Origin of the sequence: Flavobacterium sp. LM5 (genome assembly GCF_002017945.1) — a bacterium.
In the GTDB taxonomy this organism is placed as follows: domain Bacteria; phylum Bacteroidota; class Bacteroidia; order Flavobacteriales; family Flavobacteriaceae; genus Flavobacterium; species Flavobacterium succinicans.
The window spans coordinates 1,108,852-1,122,628 of sequence record NZ_MUFX01000001.1; the positions used below are offsets into that span (position 1 = coordinate 1,108,852).

Sequence of the window (13,777 nt, forward strand, 5' to 3'; positions counted from 1 at the left end):
TATGTCTGGGTTAATTGGTAGAAAAATCGGCATGACTAGTATTTTCGATGAAAACGGGAAAAATATTCCTTGTACAGTAATCGAAGCTGGACCATGTGTTGTTACCCAAGTCAGAACCAAAGAGGTTGACGGGTACGAAGCGTTGCAACTTGGTTTCGATGACAAAAACGAGAAACATTCCACGAAAGCGGCTTTAGGTCACTTTAAAAAAGCGGGAACTGTTGCTAAGAAAAAAGTCGTTGAATTTCAAGATTTTGCAACTGAACAAAAATTAGGAGATCTTATAGATGTTTCTATTTTTGAAGAAGGAGAATTTGTGGATGTACAAGGTGTGTCTAAAGGTAAAGGTTTTCAAGGGGTTGTAAAACGTCACGGTTTTGGTGGTGTTGGTCAAGCAACTCATGGTCAACATAACCGTTTAAGAGCGCCAGGTTCTGTAGGAGCTTCTTCTTATCCATCTAGAGTATTCAAAGGAATGCGTATGGCTGGAAGAATGGGAGGAGAAAATGTAAAAGTTCAAAACCTTAGAGTTTTAAAAGTAGTTTCTGATAAGAACTTACTAGTTATTAAAGGATGTGTTCCTGGGCATAACAACTCTTATGTAATCATTCAGAAGTAATGGAAGTAAAAGTATTAGATTTCAACGGAAAAGATACTGGAAGAAAAGTTCAACTTTCTGATTCAGTATTCGCAATTGAGCCAAACAATCATGCAGTATACCTTGATGTTAAGCAGTATTTAGCTAATCAAAGACAAGGAACGCACAAAGCTAAAGAAAGAGCTGAAGTTGCGGGAAGTACACGTAAGATTAAAAAACAAAAAGGTACAGGTACTGCTCGTGCGGGTAGTGCAAAAAACCCATTGTTTAAAGGTGGTGGAACTGTTTTTGGACCAAGACCAAGAAGTTATTCATTCAAATTGAATAAAAACTTGAAGCGTTTGGCGAGAAAATCAGCTTTCTCTATCAAAGCAAAAGAGTCTAACATTATCGTTTTGGAAGACTTTAATTTTGAAACACCAAGCACTAAAAATTTCATTAATGTTTTGAAAGCTTTAGAGTTAGAAAACAAAAAATCACTATTTGTGTTAGGCAATACGAATAAAAACGTATATTTGTCCTCTCGTAATTTAGCGTCTTCAAATGTTGTAAGTAGCTTAGAATTAAGTACTTATGCGATTTTGAATGCTAATAATTTAGTGCTTTTGGAGAGTTCTTTGGAAGTAATTGAAGAAAATTTAAGTAAATAATAGGACTATGAGCATCATAATTAAACCTATAGTAACGGAAAAAGTAACCAAAGAAAGTGAAGTTTTGAATCGTTTTGGATTCGAAGTTAACAGAAAAGCAAACAAAATTGAAATTAAGAAAGCTGTTGAAGCTGCTTATGGAGTAAATGTTGTTAGCGTTAACACGATGAATGTGAGACCAGACAGAACTACTAAATACACTAAAAGTGGTTTAATCAGTGGAAAGACAAATGCTGTTAAAAAAGCAATTGTGCAAGTACAAGAAGGAGAAACAATTGATTTTTACAACAATATCTAAGATAAAATGTCAGTAAGAAAATTAAAACCTATTACCCCAGGTCAGCGATTTAGAGTTGTGAATGGTTATGACGCTATTACAACTGATAAGCCGGAACGCTCTTTGATAGCGCCGATAAAAAACTCTGGAGGTAGAAATAGTCAAGGAAAGATGACCATGCGTTATACGGGTGGTGGTCACAAGCAGAGATATCGTATCATCGATTTTAAACGTACAAAAGAAGGAATTCCTGCTACGGTAAAATCAATCGAATACGATCCAAATCGTACTGCTTTTATCGCTTTATTAGCTTATGCTGATGGTGAGAAAACTTATGTTATCGCTCAAAATGGTTTGAAAGTGGGTCAGAAAGTAGTTTCTGGTGCAGAGTCTCAGCCTGAAATTGGTAACACTTTACCTTTAAGTAGAGTTCCACTAGGAACTGTTATTTCTTGTATCGAATTGAGACCAGGACAAGGAGCTGTAATTGCTCGTTCTGCTGGAACATTTGCTCAATTAATGGCAAGAGATGGAAAATACGCTACTATTAAAATGCCATCAGGAGAAACAAGATTGATCTTGTTAACTTGTTCGGCTACAATAGGAGCAGTTTCTAATTCAGATCATCAATTAGTGGTATCAGGAAAAGCTGGTAGAACTAGATGGTTAGGAAGAAGACCTAGAACAAGACCTGTTGCAATGAACCCTGTAGATCACCCAATGGGAGGTGGTGAAGGACGTTCTTCTGGTGGACATCCACGTTCAAGAAATGGAATACCAGCTAAAGGTTATAGAACACGTTCTAAGAAAAACCCGAGTAACAAGTATATCGTAGAACGTAGAAAGAAATAATAAGATATGGCACGTTCATTAAAAAAAGGACCTTTCGTTCATTATAAGTTAGAAAAGAAAGTTGAAGAAAACATCGCTGGTGGAAACAAAGGAGTAGTAAAGACTTGGTCTAGAGCTTCTATGATTACTCCTGACTTTGTTGGACAAACTATCGCAGTTCATAACGGTCGTCAATTTGTACCTGTTTACGTTACAGAAAACATGGTAGGACATAAATTAGGAGAGTTTTCACCAACTAGATCTTTTAGAGGTCATGCTGGAGCAAAAAATAAAGGTAAAAAATAAGAAGCAATGGGAGTTCGTAAAAGAGAAACAGCAGATGCGAGAAAAGAGGCTAATAAGTCTATTGCTTTCGCAAAGTTAAATAACTGCCCTACTTCACCTAGAAAAATGCGCTTAGTAGCAGATCTAGTAAGAGGTCAGAAGGTAGAAAGAGCACTTAACATATTAAGATTCAGTTCTAAAGAAGCTTCAAGAAAATTAGAAAAACTATTATTATCTGCAATCAATAACTGGGAGCAAAAAAATAGTGAAGCTAGTTTAGAAGAAGCTGGTTTATTTGTTAAGGAAATCCGTGTAGATGGTGGAATGATGTTGAAAAGACTTCGTCCAGCTCCACAAGGAAGAGCACACAGAATAAGAAAACGTTCTAATCACGTAACAATCGTGTTAGGAGCTATCAATAACACACAAAGCAATTCTTAAGCAGCATGGGACAAAAGACAAATCCAATTGGAAATAGACTTGGTATCATCAGAGGATGGGACTCAAACTGGTATGGTGGAAATGATTACGGTGATAAATTAGCCGAAGATCACAAAATCAGAAAGTATGTTCATGCTCGTTTATCAAAAGCTAGTGTATCAAAAGTAATCATCGAGAGAACTTTAAAACTTGTAACCGTTACTATCACTACTGCTAGACCTGGTATCATTATCGGAAAAGGTGGGCAAGAGGTAGACAAGTTGAAAGAAGAACTTAAGAAAATTACTGACAAAGAGGTTCAAATCAACATCTTTGAAATCAAAAGACCTGAACTTGACGCGTATCTAGTTGCTACAAGCATCTGTCGTCAAATTGAAAGTCGTATTTCTTACAGACGTGCTATTAAAATGGCAATCGCAGCCTCTATGCGTATGAATGCTGAAGGAATTAAAGTTTTGATTTCTGGTCGTTTGAATGGTGCTGAAATGGCACGTTCAGAAGGATTCAAAGAAGGTAGAATACCTCTATCAACTTTCAGGGCTGATATTGATTATGCACTTGCAGAAGCTCATACTACTTATGGTAGAATGGGAATCAAAGTGTGGATCATGAAAGGTGAAGTTTATGGAAAGAGAGATCTTTCTCCGCTTGCTGGTATGGACAAAAAACAAGCTGGTGGTAAAGGAGGAGATTCATCTAGAGGAGACAGAAAACCTTTTAACAAAGGTGGAAAACCAGACGCTCGTAAAAGAAAGTAAATTTTTAAACTAAAGAAAAATGTTACAGCCTAAAAGAACAAAGTATCGTAAGGTACAAAAGGGTAAAATGAAAGGGAATTCTCAAAGAGGACATGAACTTTCAAATGGAATGTTTGGTATTAAATCTGTACATGAAGATGGAATGTTCTTAACCTCTCGTCAAATCGAAGCTGCACGTATCGCTGCAACTCGTTATATGAAAAGAGAAGGACAATTATGGATTAAAATATTCCCAGACAAACCAATCACTAAGAAACCTCTTGAGGTACGTATGGGTAAAGGTAAAGGTGCCGTAGAATATTGGGCAGCTGTAGTTAAACCTGGAAGAATTATGTTCGAAGTTGGAGGAGTACCTTTGTCAGTTGCAAAAGAGGCGTTACGTCTTGCAGCTCAAAAGCTTCCAGTTAAAACTAAATTCGTTGTTGCAAGAGATTTCGAAGCATAATCTATATTATTATGAAACAATCAGAAATAAAAGATCTTTCTGCAGCGGAGTTGCAAGAAAAACTAAGTCAAACTAAAAAGGTTTATGCCGATTTAAAAATGGCTCACGCTATTTCTCCGATCGAAAATCCACTTCAAATTAGAAGTGTACGTAGAACGGTTGCTAGATTAGCTACAGAACTTACTAAAAGAGAGTTACAATCATTGTAATCTGCTGAAAGATGGAAAAAAGAAATTTAAGAAAAGAAAGAATTGGTGTAGTTACTTCAAACAAAATGGATAAATCTATTGTTGTTGCTCAAGTAACTAAAGTAAAACACCCATTATACGGTAAGTTCGTGTTGAAAACAAAGAAATTTGTTGCACACGACGAAACAAACGACTGTAACATTGGAGATACTGTAAGAATTAGCGAAACGCGTCCTTTGAGTAAATCAAAATGTTGGAGATTAGTTGAAATCCTAGAAAGAGCTAAATAATTATGGTACAACAAGAATCAAGACTAAAAGTAGCAGATAACACAGGAGCTAAAGAAGTTTTAACTATCCGTGTTTTAGGAGGTACCAAAAGAAGGTATGCCTCTGTTGGTGACAAGATTGTAGTTTCTATCAAAGATGCAACTCCAAACGGAAACGTTAAAAAAGGAGCTGTTTCAACTGCAGTTGTTGTACGTACCAAAAAAGAAGTGAGAAGAGCCGATGGTTCATACATCAGATTCGATGACAATGCTTGTGTGTTGTTAAACGCAGCTGGTGAGATGAGAGGAACTCGTGTTTTTGGTCCGGTAGCAAGAGAACTTCGTGAAAAACAATTCATGAAAATTGTATCATTAGCACCAGAAGTGCTTTAATTCGTTATAAGATGATAAAGCTAAAAATAAAATCAGGAGATATCGTAAGAGTAATTGCTGGTGACCATAAAGGTGAAGAAGGTAAAGTATTACGTGTTTACCGTGAGAAAAACAAAGCGATTGTTGAAGGTGTAAACATGGTTTCTAAACATACGAAACCTAGTGCGAAAAACCCTCAAGGTGGTATTGTAAAAAAGGAAGCTTCTATACAAATTTCTAACATAGCACTTATAGATCCTAAAACAAAGGAAACTACAAGAGTTGGTATTAGAGTAGAAGGAGATAAGAAAGTAAGATTTTCAAAAAAATCTAATCAAGTACTATAGTAATGGCATATATACCTAGACTAAAAGAAGAATATAAGAGCAGAGTAATTGCTGCTCTTAAAGAAGAGTTCGGTTACTCAAACGTAATGGAAGTTCCAAAATTGGAAAAAATTGTTTTGAGTAAAGGAGTTGGAGCAGCAGTATCTGATAAAAAACTAATTGACTATGCAGTTGAGGAGTTGACAAAGATTACTGGACAGAAAGCGATAGCTACTATTTCTAAAAAAGACGTTGCGTCTTTTAAACTTAGAAAAGGAATGCCGATTGGTGCAAAAGTGACTTTACGTGGTGAAAGAATGTATGAGTTTTTAGATAGACTTATTACTTCATCTTTGCCTCGTGTTAGAGATTTCAGCGGAATCAAAGCTACTGGTTTTGATGGAAGAGGAAATTATAACTTAGGTGTTTTAGAGCAAATCATTTTCCCTGAAATTGATATTGATAAAGTAAACAAAATATCTGGTATGGATATTACCTTTGTTACTTCTGCTAAAACAGATAAAGAAGCAAAGTCATTGTTGGCTGAATTAGGTTTACCTTTTAAAAAGAATTAAGATATGGCTAAAGAATCAATGAAAGCCCGTGAGGTGAAAAGAGAAAAAACGGTAGCAAAGTATGCTGAGAAAAGAAAAGCTTTGATAGAAGCTGGAGATTTCGTAGGTTTGCAGAAATTACCGAAAAATGCTTCTCCAGTTCGTTTGCATAATCGTTGCAAATTGACTGGTAGACCAAGAGGGTATATGCGTCAATTCGGTATTTCACGTGTTACATTCCGTGAAATGGCTAACAATGGATTGATACCAGGTGTTAAAAAAGCATCTTGGTAGAAAAATAATATTCAGACGTGAGTAATCACGTCTGTTTTTTTCACATTTATAAACTGGTTTCAGGTTCGTTTAAGTTTATTCGAAAACCGTTACCGCAAATTAATACATATGTATACAGATCCGATTGCAGATTATTTGACGAGAGTTAGAAACGCTGTGGCTGCAAGCCACAAAGTTGTTGAAATTCCCGCTTCTAATCTAAAAAAAGAAATAACTAAGATCTTATTTGATCAAGGTTATATCTTAAGTTACAAATTTGAAGACAACTCTGTTCAGGGTTCTATCAAAATTGCTTTAAAGTACGATAAAGTTACTAAAGAGCCTGTAATTAAAGATATCCAAAGAATTAGTAAACCAGGTTTACGTAAATACGCAGGTGCTTCTAAATTGCCGAGAATCCTTAATGGATTAGGTATTGCGATTGTTTCTACATCAAAAGGATTGATGACTGGAAAACAAGCTAAGCAATTGAATGTTGGAGGAGAAGTAATTTGTTACGTATACTAATTTTAAAGTCTAGATAAGATGTCAAGAATAGGTAAAAGCCCAGTAACTATACCTGCTGGAGTAACTGTTACAGTTGCTGATGGTGTAATTACAGTAAAAGGAAAGAACGGTCAATTGACACAGGAGTTTTCGGACGTAACTGTGACTGTTGAAGGAGATCAAGTTCAAGTAGAAAGATCTTCTGATCATAAAAACCAAAGAGCAAAACATGGTTTATATCGCTCATTAATCAATAACATGATTGTTGGTGTAAACGAAGGTTTTACAAAATCTTTAGAGTTGGTTGGAGTTGGTTATAGAGCTTCAAATCAAGGTCAAAAACTAGATTTAGCTTTAGGTTTTTCTCATAATATTATTTTGGAAATCGCACCAGAGGTTACTTTGGAAACTATTTCTGAAAAAGGAAAGAACCCAATTGTTAAGTTAACTTCTTTTGATAAACAACTTTTAGGACAAGTTGCTGCCAAAATTAGAGGTTTCCGTAAACCAGAACCTTACAAAGGTAAAGGGGTTAAATTTGTAGGTGAAGTATTAAGAAGAAAAGCAGGTAAATCAGCTTAAAAAATAAGATTATGTCATTAACAAAACCTGAAAGAAGACAGAGAATTAGATTCAGAATTAGAAAAACGATTAGTGGTGTTGCTACTAAACCAAGACTTTCTGTTTTTAGAAGTAACAAAGAAATTTATGCTCAATTAATTGATGACGTAAACGGAGTTACTTTATTAGCTGCCTCTTCAAGAGAAAAAGAAATAGGAAAAGGTACGAACATTGAAGTGGCTACTGCAGTTGGTAAATTAGTTGCAGAGAAAGCTTTGAAAGCTGGTATTGAAACGGTAACTTTCGATAGAGGAGGTTATTTATATCATGGTCGTATTAAATCATTAGCGGAAGGCGCAAGAGCGGCTGGGCTTAAATTCTAATATAGTATGTCTAATAAGTACAAGAATATAGAGTTAGTAAAACCAAGTGGTTTAGAATTAAAAGATCGTTTGGTAAGTGTAAATCGTGTTACTAAAGTTACAAAAGGGGGTAGAGCTTTTGGTTTTTCTGCTATTGTAGTGGTTGGTGATGAAAACGGAGTAGTTGGTCACGGATTAGGAAAATCAAAAGATGTTTCTGAAGCTATTGCTAAAGCAGTAGAAGATGCTAAGAAAAATTTGGTTAGAATTCCTTTGAACGGTCAATCTGTTCCTCACGAGCAAAAAGGTAAATTTGGTGGTGCACGTGTATTCTTAATTCCTGCCTCTCATGGTACTGGAGTTATTGCTGGTGGAGCTGTTCGTTCAGTTCTTGAGTCAGTTGGAATTCACGATGTATTGTCAAAATCTCAAGGATCATCAAATCCTCATAATGTTGTTAAAGCAACTTTTGATGCTTTATTACAAATGAGAAGCGCTCACACTGTTGCAAAACAAAGAGGTGTTTCTTTAGAGAAAGTTTTTAAAGGTTAATTCAAGGAAATTATGGCTAAATTATTAGTAAAACAAGTACGTAGCAAAATCAACTGTCCACTTACTCAAAAGAGAGGGTTAGAAGCTTTAGGTTTACGTAAAATGGGACAAGTTGTAGAGCATGATTCAAATCCTGCTATCCTTGGATGATAAATAAAGTTAAACACTTAGTTTCTGTAGAAGAAATTAAATAACAAATACTGGTATGAATTTAAGTAATTTACAACCTGCTGAGGGTTCTACACACAATCAAAATAAGAGATTAGGTAGAGGTGAAGGTTCTGGTAAAGGTGGTACTTCTGCAAGAGGTCACAAAGGAGCTAAATCTCGTTCTGGTTACTCTAAAAAGATTGGTTTTGAGGGTGGTCAAATGCCACTTCAAAGACGTGTGCCTAAGTTTGGTTTCACAAACATCAATCGTAAAGAATACGAAGGTGTTAATTTAGATACCCTTCAATTGTTAGTAGATAATGGTATTGTTACAGATGCTGTAGATATGTCAGTTTATGTTGCAAATCGTTTGGCTACTAAGAATGAGATCGTTAAGATTTTAGGAAGAGGTGAATTGAAGGCGAAATTAAAGGTATCTGCTCACAAATTTACTGCTACGGCAAAAGCGGCTATTGAAGCTGCTGGAGGTGAAGCTGTAACATTATAATTTTTCAACTCATATGAAGAAATTTTTTGAATCATTAAGTAATGTTTGGAAGATTGAGGAACTAAAAAACAGAATTCTTATTACACTAGGACTTCTTTTAGTTTATCGTTTTGGTGCACACGTTACATTGCCTGGTATTGATGCAACTCAATTAACAGGTTTAGCTGGTCAGACAAAAGAAGGTATCGGATCGATATTGGATATGTTTACTGGTGGTGCATTCTCTAAGGCATCAGTTTTTGCTTTAGGTATTATGCCTTATATTTCAGCATCTATTGTGGTACAGTTAATGGGAATTGCTATTCCTTATTTGCAAAAACTACAAAGTGATGGGGAAAGTGGCAGAAAAAAAATCAATCAGATTACGCGTTGGTTGACTATTGCTATTACCTTAGTACAAGGCCCAACTTATATCTACAATCTTTACAGAACATTACCAAGTAATGCCTTTTTGTTAGGGTTTAATTCTTTTGAATTCTTATTTTCTTCAGTTGTTATTCTGGTAACGGGAACAATTTTTGCAATGTGGTTAGGTGAAAAGATCACTGACAAAGGGATTGGAAATGGTATATCGCTTTTAATTATGGTAGGTATCTTGGCAAGGTTTCCACAAGCCTTTATACAAGAGTTTACTACGAGAGTGACAAACAATAATGGAGGACCGATGCTTTTAGTTATCGAGATAATCATTTGGTTGTTAGTTATTATTTCTTGTGTATTGCTAGTTATGGCAGTTAGAAAGATACCAGTACAGTATGCTAGACGTACTACATCTGGTGATTTTGAACAAGATATGATGGGAGGTAATAGACAGTGGATTCCATTGAAGTTAAATGCTTCTGGTGTAATGCCAATTATTTTTGCGCAAGCCATTATGTTTATTCCTGCTGCAGTAGCTGGTTTGTCAAAGTCAGAAACTTCACAATCAATTGTTAGTGCTTTTAGTGATATCTTTGGTTTTTGGTATAATTTTGTATTTGCTAGCTTAATTGTTATCTTTACATTCTTTTATACTGCAATCACAGTGCCTACTAACAAGATGTCTGATGATTTAAAAAGAAGCGGTGGTTTTATTCCAGGGGTTAGACCTGGGGCTGAAACATCTGATTATCTTGACAAAGTGATGTCTTTAATAACTTTCCCAGGATCTTTATTTCTTGCTTTAATTGCTGTGTTCCCAGCCATTGTCGTAAGTCTTATGGATGTACAACAATCATGGGCAATGTTTTTTGGAGGTACTTCATTAATCATTATGGTTGGTGTAGCTATAGACACAATGCAACAAATTAATTCATATTTGTTAAATAAACATTATGATGGTTTGATGAAAAGTGGTAAAAACAGAAAAGCAGTAGCTTAATTTTATGGCAAAACAATCAGCAATAGAACAAGACGGATCAATTATTGAAGCATTGTCAAATGCTATGTTCCGAGTAGAGTTAGAAAATGGACATATTGTAATTGCTCATATATCTGGAAAAATGCGTATGCATTACATCAAATTATTACCTGGTGATAAAGTGAAACTAGAAATGAGCCCTTATGATTTGTCAAAAGCAAGAATTACTTATAGATATTAAAGATATTCAAAATGAAAGTAAGAGCATCAGTTAAAAAAAGAAGCGCCGAGTGCATTATTGTGCGTAGAAAAGGCAGATTATACGTAATCAACAAAAAGAATCCTAGATTTAAACAAAGACAAGGATAATTATGGCAAGAATAGCAGGGGTAGATATCCCAAAAAACAAGAGAGGTGTTATAGCACTTACCTATATCTTCGGATTAGGAAAAAGTAGAGCAATTGAGATTTTAGAGAAAGCTCAAGTAAGCCAAGATAAAAAAGTTCAAGAGTGGAATGATGATGAGATCGGTGCAATTCGTGAAGCCGTTTCAGCTTTTAAAATTGAAGGAGAATTACGTTCTGAAGTATCTTTAAACATCAAACGTTTGATGGATATTGGTTGTTACAGAGGTATTCGTCATAGAACTGGTCTTCCATTAAGAGGGCAAAGAACTAAAAACAACTCTAGAACTAGAAAAGGTAAAAGAAAAACTGTTGCGAACAAGAAAAAAGCAACTAAATAATAAGTAATATGGCTAAAGCAACTGCAAAAAAACGTAAAGTTATCGTTGAATCAACGGGAGAGGCTCATATTTCTGCTACCTTCAATAACATCATTATTTCGTTAACAAACAAAAAAGGTGAAGTTATTTCTTGGTCTTCAGCTGGTAAAATGGGCTTTAGAGGTTCTAAAAAGAATACTCCATATGCAGCTCAAATGGCAGCAGAAGATTGTAGTAAAGTAGCTCTTGAGGCTGGTCTTAAAAAAGTAAAAGTATATGTTAAAGGACCTGGAAATGGACGTGAGTCTGCTATTCGTTCTTTGCATAATGGTGGAATTGAGGTTACTGAAATCATTGATGTAACGCCAATGCCTCATAATGGATGTCGTCCTCCTAAAAGACGTAGAGTTTAATACTCAAAATTTATTTATAGTATAACCTAGATAGAAAATAGATTATCGAAGGATAAGACCTGAATTCATAATCTCTATCTTAATCAAATTAAAATGGCAAGATATACTGGTCCAAGCACAAGAATCGCTCGTAAATTTGGCGAAGCAATTTTCGGAGATGATAAAGCTTTCGAAAAAAGAAATTACCCTCCTGGACAACACGGGATGGCTAAAAAAAGAGGAAAAAAATCTGAGTATGCTGTTCAGTTAATGGAAAAGCAAAAAGCTAAATATTCTTACGGAATTTTAGAAAAACAATTCAGAAATTTATTTGAAAAAGCATCAGCGACTAAAGGTGTTACTGGTGAAGTTTTATTACAATTATGTGAGGCAAGATTAGACAATGTTGTTTTTAGAATGGGTATTGCTCCTTCTAGAAGAGGTGCTCGTCAAATCGTATCACACAGACACATTACTGTTAATGGTGAAGTGGTTAATATTCCTTCTTACCACCTTAAGCCTGGTGATAAAGTTGCTGTTCGTGAAAAGTCTAAATCATTAGAAGCTATCGAACGTTCTTTGTCTAATTCAAGTCATGTTTATGAATGGATTACTTGGAATAATGATCTTAAAGAAGGAACTTTTGTTTCTGTACCTGCAAGACTTCAGATTCCTGAAAACATTAAAGAACAATTAATCGTAGAGTTGTACAACAAATAATAATTGACTTAGTCGAAATTTATGGCAATATTTAATTTTCAGAAGCCCGATAAAGTTATCATGATCGATTCAACCGATTTTGAAGGTAAATTTGAATTTAGACCTTTAGAACCTGGATATGGATTGACTGTTGGTAATGCACTTAGAAGAGTTTTGCTTTCAGCATTAGAAGGATATGCAATAACGTCTGTTCGTATCGAAGGTGTAGATCATGAGTTTTCCACTATTTCAGGAGTTGTTGAAGATGTTACCGAAATTATCTTGAATCTTAAGCAAGTACGTTTTAAACGTCAAATTGAGGATATTGATAATGAATCAGTTACTATTTCTGTTTCAGGTAAAGATCAGTTAACAGCTGGTGATTTTCAAAAATTTATTTCAGGTTTCCAAGTTTTGAATCCAGAACTTGTAATCTGTAATTTAGACAGTAAAATCAAATTAAGTTTTGATTTAACTATTGAAAAAGGAAGAGGTTATGTTCCTGCAGAAGAGAACAAGAAACAAAATGCACCAATTGGTACTATTTTTACAGATTCAATTTTTACTCCGGTAAAAAATGTAAAATATGCTATTGAAAACTTCCGTGTTGAGCAAAAAACAGATTACGAAAAATTAGTTTTTGAAATTAAAACTGATGGTTCTATTAATCCTAAAGATGCTCTTACTGAAGCTGCAAAAGTTTTAATTCACCATTTCATGTTGTTTTCTGATGAAAGAATTACACTTGAGGCTGACGAAATTGCACAAACAGAATCGTATGATGAGGAATCATTACACATGAGACAATTGCTTAAAACTAAGCTTGTTGATATGGATTTATCTGTTAGAGCTTTAAATTGTTTGAAAGCGGCTGAAGTTGATACACTTGGTGATTTAGTATCTTTTAATAAAAATGACTTAATGAAATTCCGTAATTTCGGTAAGAAATCTTTAACTGAACTTGATGAGTTAGTAGCAGTTAAGAATCTTACTTTCGGCATGGATTTAGCAAAATACAAACTAGATAAAGAGTAATCTAATCCACCTTATAGGTGTGATTAAATTTATAAAGCAATGAGACACGGAAAAAAATTCAATCACTTAAGCAGACAGACTGCGCATAGAAAATCTATGTTAGCTAATATGGCTTGTTCTCTTATTGAGCACAAACGTATTAATACTACTGTTGCTAAAGCTAAAGCGTTAAAACAATTTGTTGAGCCGCTTATAACAAAATCTAAAGCTGATACTACACACAATCGTCGTATCGTTTTTTCTTATTTACGTAGCAAGTATGCTGTAACTGACTTGTTCAGAGATGTTGCTGCTAAAGTTGGTGACCGTCCAGGTGGTTACACTCGTATTATTAAAGTTGGAAATCGTTTAGGAGATAATGCTGATATGGCAATGATCGAATTAGTTGATTTTAACGAACTTTACAACGGAGGTAAAAAAGAAGTTAAAAAAGCAAAAAGCCGTCGTGGTGGTAAAGCTAAGAAATCAGAAGAAGCTGCTGAAGCTCCTGCTGATGCTGCTGAACCAACAGCTGAGGCAGCTGAATAATTATGAAAATAATTTTTCAATAGAAAATAAGGATAAGCTATTTATAGTTTATCCTTTTTTTTTTGGTTTTATGCATCTCATTTTTTATTTACTTATTGTAGATATAAATTGTTTTGCCTTCTTTTAAAATTTAAATTTGCAAAATTTTTAACT

The 13,777-nt window shown here is 34.8% G+C and carries 27 protein-coding genes and 1 pseudogene; all 28 read left to right on the forward strand.

Translation table 11 applies throughout. The features are described from left to right. Position 1 precedes the first annotated feature (1 nt). The 28 genes and pseudogenes from rplC (at position 2) to rplQ (ending at position 13,624) form a co-directional block, all read left to right on the forward strand. Positions 2-619, forward strand: coding sequence for a 50S ribosomal protein L3 (rplC, locus tag BXU11_RS04635; RefSeq protein ID WP_024981507.1), 618 nt, complete (start codon positions 2-4; stop codon positions 617-619). Beyond that, a complete protein-coding gene (gene rplD, locus BXU11_RS04640) occupies positions 619-1,248 on the forward strand; it encodes a 50S ribosomal protein L4 (protein ID WP_024981508.1) in 630 nt (209 codons plus the stop codon). Before rplC ends, rplD begins: the two co-directional genes overlap by 1 nt. Before the next feature lie 7 nt (positions 1,249-1,255). After that, positions 1,256-1,546 (forward strand): 50S ribosomal protein L23, encoded by a 291-nt coding sequence (gene rplW, locus BXU11_RS04645; protein WP_024981509.1) that lies wholly within the window; start codon positions 1,256-1,258, stop codon positions 1,544-1,546. 6 nt (positions 1,547-1,552) lie between these two features. Then, positions 1,553-2,377 (forward strand): 50S ribosomal protein L2, encoded by an 825-nt coding sequence (rplB, locus tag BXU11_RS04650; protein WP_078211180.1) that lies wholly within the window; start codon positions 1,553-1,555, stop codon positions 2,375-2,377. 6 nt (positions 2,378-2,383) lie between these two features. After that, on the forward strand, positions 2,384-2,662 hold the full coding sequence (gene rpsS, locus BXU11_RS04655; RefSeq protein WP_024981511.1) for a 30S ribosomal protein S19: 279 nt from the start codon (positions 2,384-2,386) through the stop codon (positions 2,660-2,662). Positions 2,663-2,668: 6 nt separating this feature from the next. Further along, entirely contained in the window at positions 2,669-3,082 is a 414-nt protein-coding gene (gene rplV, locus BXU11_RS04660; RefSeq protein WP_024981512.1) for a 50S ribosomal protein L22, read from the forward strand. Between the two features lie 5 nt (positions 3,083-3,087). Continuing rightward, complete coding sequence (gene rpsC, locus BXU11_RS04665) at positions 3,088-3,840, forward strand: 30S ribosomal protein S3 (RefSeq protein ID WP_024981513.1); 753 nt, start codon at positions 3,088-3,090, stop codon at positions 3,838-3,840. A gap of 19 nt (positions 3,841-3,859) precedes the next feature. Then, entirely contained in the window at positions 3,860-4,285 is a 426-nt protein-coding gene (gene rplP, locus BXU11_RS04670) for a 50S ribosomal protein L16 (protein WP_017495016.1), read from the forward strand. An 11-nt stretch (positions 4,286-4,296) separates the two neighbouring features. Continuing rightward, positions 4,297-4,494, forward strand: coding sequence for a 50S ribosomal protein L29 (gene rpmC / locus BXU11_RS04675; RefSeq protein ID WP_024981514.1), 198 nt, complete (start codon positions 4,297-4,299; stop codon positions 4,492-4,494). Positions 4,495-4,505: 11 nt separating this feature from the next. Continuing rightward, positions 4,506-4,763 (forward strand): 30S ribosomal protein S17, encoded by a 258-nt coding sequence (rpsQ, locus tag BXU11_RS04680; RefSeq protein ID WP_024981515.1) that lies wholly within the window; start codon positions 4,506-4,508, stop codon positions 4,761-4,763. Between the two features lie 2 nt (positions 4,764-4,765). Continuing rightward, a complete protein-coding gene (rplN, locus tag BXU11_RS04685) occupies positions 4,766-5,134 on the forward strand; it encodes a 50S ribosomal protein L14 (protein ID WP_007803649.1) in 369 nt (122 codons plus the stop codon). Positions 5,135-5,145: 11 nt separating this feature from the next. After that, complete coding sequence (rplX, locus tag BXU11_RS04690; protein WP_024981516.1) at positions 5,146-5,460, forward strand: 50S ribosomal protein L24; 315 nt, start codon at positions 5,146-5,148, stop codon at positions 5,458-5,460. 2 nt (positions 5,461-5,462) lie between these two features. Continuing rightward, positions 5,463-6,014 carry a 50S ribosomal protein L5 gene (rplE, locus tag BXU11_RS04695; RefSeq protein WP_024981517.1) on the forward strand — a complete coding sequence of 184 codons (552 nt, stop codon included), beginning with the start codon at positions 5,463-5,465 and terminating at the stop codon, positions 6,012-6,014. Positions 6,015-6,017: 3 nt separating this feature from the next. Beyond that, on the forward strand, positions 6,018-6,287 hold the full coding sequence (gene rpsN / locus BXU11_RS04700) for a 30S ribosomal protein S14 (protein WP_024981518.1): 270 nt from the start codon (positions 6,018-6,020) through the stop codon (positions 6,285-6,287). 108 nt (positions 6,288-6,395) lie between these two features. Next, positions 6,396-6,794, forward strand: coding sequence for a 30S ribosomal protein S8 (rpsH, locus tag BXU11_RS04705; protein ID WP_078211181.1), 399 nt, complete (start codon positions 6,396-6,398; stop codon positions 6,792-6,794). An 18-nt stretch (positions 6,795-6,812) separates the two neighbouring features. Continuing rightward, a complete protein-coding gene (gene rplF / locus BXU11_RS04710) occupies positions 6,813-7,355 on the forward strand; it encodes a 50S ribosomal protein L6 (RefSeq protein ID WP_024981520.1) in 543 nt (180 codons plus the stop codon). A gap of 11 nt (positions 7,356-7,366) precedes the next feature. Beyond that, on the forward strand, positions 7,367-7,717 hold the full coding sequence (gene rplR / locus BXU11_RS04715; RefSeq protein WP_078211182.1) for a 50S ribosomal protein L18: 351 nt from the start codon (positions 7,367-7,369) through the stop codon (positions 7,715-7,717). A gap of 6 nt (positions 7,718-7,723) precedes the next feature. Beyond that, positions 7,724-8,248 carry a 30S ribosomal protein S5 gene (gene rpsE, locus BXU11_RS04720; protein WP_024981522.1) on the forward strand — a complete coding sequence of 175 codons (525 nt, stop codon included), beginning with the start codon at positions 7,724-7,726 and terminating at the stop codon, positions 8,246-8,248. Positions 8,249-8,260: 12 nt separating this feature from the next. Next, a pseudogene (gene rpmD, locus BXU11_RS04725) lies at positions 8,261-8,442 on the forward strand (50S ribosomal protein L30). 11 nt (positions 8,443-8,453) lie between these two features. Then, complete coding sequence (gene rplO / locus BXU11_RS04730; RefSeq protein WP_024981524.1) at positions 8,454-8,906, forward strand: 50S ribosomal protein L15; 453 nt, start codon at positions 8,454-8,456, stop codon at positions 8,904-8,906. Positions 8,907-8,919: 13 nt separating this feature from the next. After that, positions 8,920-10,266 (forward strand): preprotein translocase subunit SecY, encoded by a 1,347-nt coding sequence (gene secY / locus BXU11_RS04735; protein ID WP_024981525.1) that lies wholly within the window; start codon positions 8,920-8,922, stop codon positions 10,264-10,266. Positions 10,267-10,270: 4 nt separating this feature from the next. Beyond that, the gene (gene infA, locus BXU11_RS04740; RefSeq protein WP_007136545.1) at positions 10,271-10,486 is read left to right on the forward strand and encodes a translation initiation factor IF-1; all 216 of its coding nucleotides are present in this window, start codon (positions 10,271-10,273) and stop codon (positions 10,484-10,486) included. An 11-nt stretch (positions 10,487-10,497) separates the two neighbouring features. Next, positions 10,498-10,614, forward strand: coding sequence for a type B 50S ribosomal protein L36 (ykgO, locus tag BXU11_RS04745; RefSeq protein ID WP_002987490.1), 117 nt, complete (start codon positions 10,498-10,500; stop codon positions 10,612-10,614). 2 nt (positions 10,615-10,616) lie between these two features. Then, on the forward strand, positions 10,617-10,991 hold the full coding sequence (gene rpsM, locus BXU11_RS04750; protein WP_024981526.1) for a 30S ribosomal protein S13: 375 nt from the start codon (positions 10,617-10,619) through the stop codon (positions 10,989-10,991). An 8-nt stretch (positions 10,992-10,999) separates the two neighbouring features. Next, a complete protein-coding gene (rpsK, locus tag BXU11_RS04755) occupies positions 11,000-11,383 on the forward strand; it encodes a 30S ribosomal protein S11 (RefSeq protein WP_024981527.1) in 384 nt (127 codons plus the stop codon). 93 nt (positions 11,384-11,476) lie between these two features. After that, entirely contained in the window at positions 11,477-12,082 is a 606-nt protein-coding gene (gene rpsD / locus BXU11_RS04760; RefSeq protein WP_024981528.1) for a 30S ribosomal protein S4, read from the forward strand. Between the two features lie 21 nt (positions 12,083-12,103). Continuing rightward, the gene (locus BXU11_RS04765) at positions 12,104-13,096 is read left to right on the forward strand and encodes a DNA-directed RNA polymerase subunit alpha (protein ID WP_024981529.1); all 993 of its coding nucleotides are present in this window, start codon (positions 12,104-12,106) and stop codon (positions 13,094-13,096) included. Between the two features lie 39 nt (positions 13,097-13,135). Then, a complete protein-coding gene (rplQ, locus tag BXU11_RS04770; protein WP_024981530.1) occupies positions 13,136-13,624 on the forward strand; it encodes a 50S ribosomal protein L17 in 489 nt (162 codons plus the stop codon). Positions 13,625-13,777: the final 153 nt, after the last annotated feature.

Excerpts from the sequence above, each read along its gene's own strand:
- rplC (WP_024981507.1), top strand. The coding sequence starts at position 2 with ATGTCTGGGTTAATTGGTAGAAAAATCGGCATGACTAGTATTTTCGAT.
- rplD (WP_024981508.1), top strand. The coding sequence starts at position 619 with ATGGAAGTAAAAGTATTAGATTTCAACGGAAAAGATACTGGAAGAAAA.
- rplW (WP_024981509.1), top strand. The coding sequence starts at position 1,256 with ATGAGCATCATAATTAAACCTATAGTAACGGAAAAAGTAACCAAAGAA.
- rplB (WP_078211180.1), top strand. The coding sequence starts at position 1,553 with ATGTCAGTAAGAAAATTAAAACCTATTACCCCAGGTCAGCGATTTAGA.
- rpsS (WP_024981511.1), top strand. The coding sequence starts at position 2,384 with ATGGCACGTTCATTAAAAAAAGGACCTTTCGTTCATTATAAGTTAGAA.
- rplV (WP_024981512.1), top strand. The coding sequence starts at position 2,669 with ATGGGAGTTCGTAAAAGAGAAACAGCAGATGCGAGAAAAGAGGCTAAT.
- rpsC (WP_024981513.1), top strand. The coding sequence starts at position 3,088 with ATGGGACAAAAGACAAATCCAATTGGAAATAGACTTGGTATCATCAGA.
- rplP (WP_017495016.1), top strand. The coding sequence starts at position 3,860 with ATGTTACAGCCTAAAAGAACAAAGTATCGTAAGGTACAAAAGGGTAAA.
- rpmC (WP_024981514.1), top strand. The coding sequence starts at position 4,297 with ATGAAACAATCAGAAATAAAAGATCTTTCTGCAGCGGAGTTGCAAGAA.
- rpsQ (WP_024981515.1), top strand. The coding sequence starts at position 4,506 with ATGGAAAAAAGAAATTTAAGAAAAGAAAGAATTGGTGTAGTTACTTCA.
- rplN (WP_007803649.1), top strand. The coding sequence starts at position 4,766 with ATGGTACAACAAGAATCAAGACTAAAAGTAGCAGATAACACAGGAGCT.
- rplX (WP_024981516.1), top strand. The coding sequence starts at position 5,146 with ATGATAAAGCTAAAAATAAAATCAGGAGATATCGTAAGAGTAATTGCT.
- rplE (WP_024981517.1), top strand. The coding sequence starts at position 5,463 with ATGGCATATATACCTAGACTAAAAGAAGAATATAAGAGCAGAGTAATT.
- rpsN (WP_024981518.1), top strand. The coding sequence starts at position 6,018 with ATGGCTAAAGAATCAATGAAAGCCCGTGAGGTGAAAAGAGAAAAAACG.
- rpsH (WP_078211181.1), top strand. The coding sequence starts at position 6,396 with ATGTATACAGATCCGATTGCAGATTATTTGACGAGAGTTAGAAACGCT.
- rplF (WP_024981520.1), top strand. The coding sequence starts at position 6,813 with ATGTCAAGAATAGGTAAAAGCCCAGTAACTATACCTGCTGGAGTAACT.
- rplR (WP_078211182.1), top strand. The coding sequence starts at position 7,367 with ATGTCATTAACAAAACCTGAAAGAAGACAGAGAATTAGATTCAGAATT.
- rpsE (WP_024981522.1), top strand. The coding sequence starts at position 7,724 with ATGTCTAATAAGTACAAGAATATAGAGTTAGTAAAACCAAGTGGTTTA.
- rplO (WP_024981524.1), top strand. The coding sequence starts at position 8,454 with ATGAATTTAAGTAATTTACAACCTGCTGAGGGTTCTACACACAATCAA.
- secY (WP_024981525.1), top strand. The coding sequence starts at position 8,920 with ATGAAGAAATTTTTTGAATCATTAAGTAATGTTTGGAAGATTGAGGAA.
- infA (WP_007136545.1), top strand. The coding sequence starts at position 10,271 with ATGGCAAAACAATCAGCAATAGAACAAGACGGATCAATTATTGAAGCA.
- ykgO (WP_002987490.1), top strand. The coding sequence starts at position 10,498 with ATGAAAGTAAGAGCATCAGTTAAAAAAAGAAGCGCCGAGTGCATTATT.
- rpsM (WP_024981526.1), top strand. The coding sequence starts at position 10,617 with ATGGCAAGAATAGCAGGGGTAGATATCCCAAAAAACAAGAGAGGTGTT.
- rpsK (WP_024981527.1), top strand. The coding sequence starts at position 11,000 with ATGGCTAAAGCAACTGCAAAAAAACGTAAAGTTATCGTTGAATCAACG.
- rpsD (WP_024981528.1), top strand. The coding sequence starts at position 11,477 with ATGGCAAGATATACTGGTCCAAGCACAAGAATCGCTCGTAAATTTGGC.
- BXU11_RS04765 (WP_024981529.1), top strand. The coding sequence starts at position 12,104 with ATGGCAATATTTAATTTTCAGAAGCCCGATAAAGTTATCATGATCGAT.
- rplQ (WP_024981530.1), top strand. The coding sequence starts at position 13,136 with ATGAGACACGGAAAAAAATTCAATCACTTAAGCAGACAGACTGCGCAT.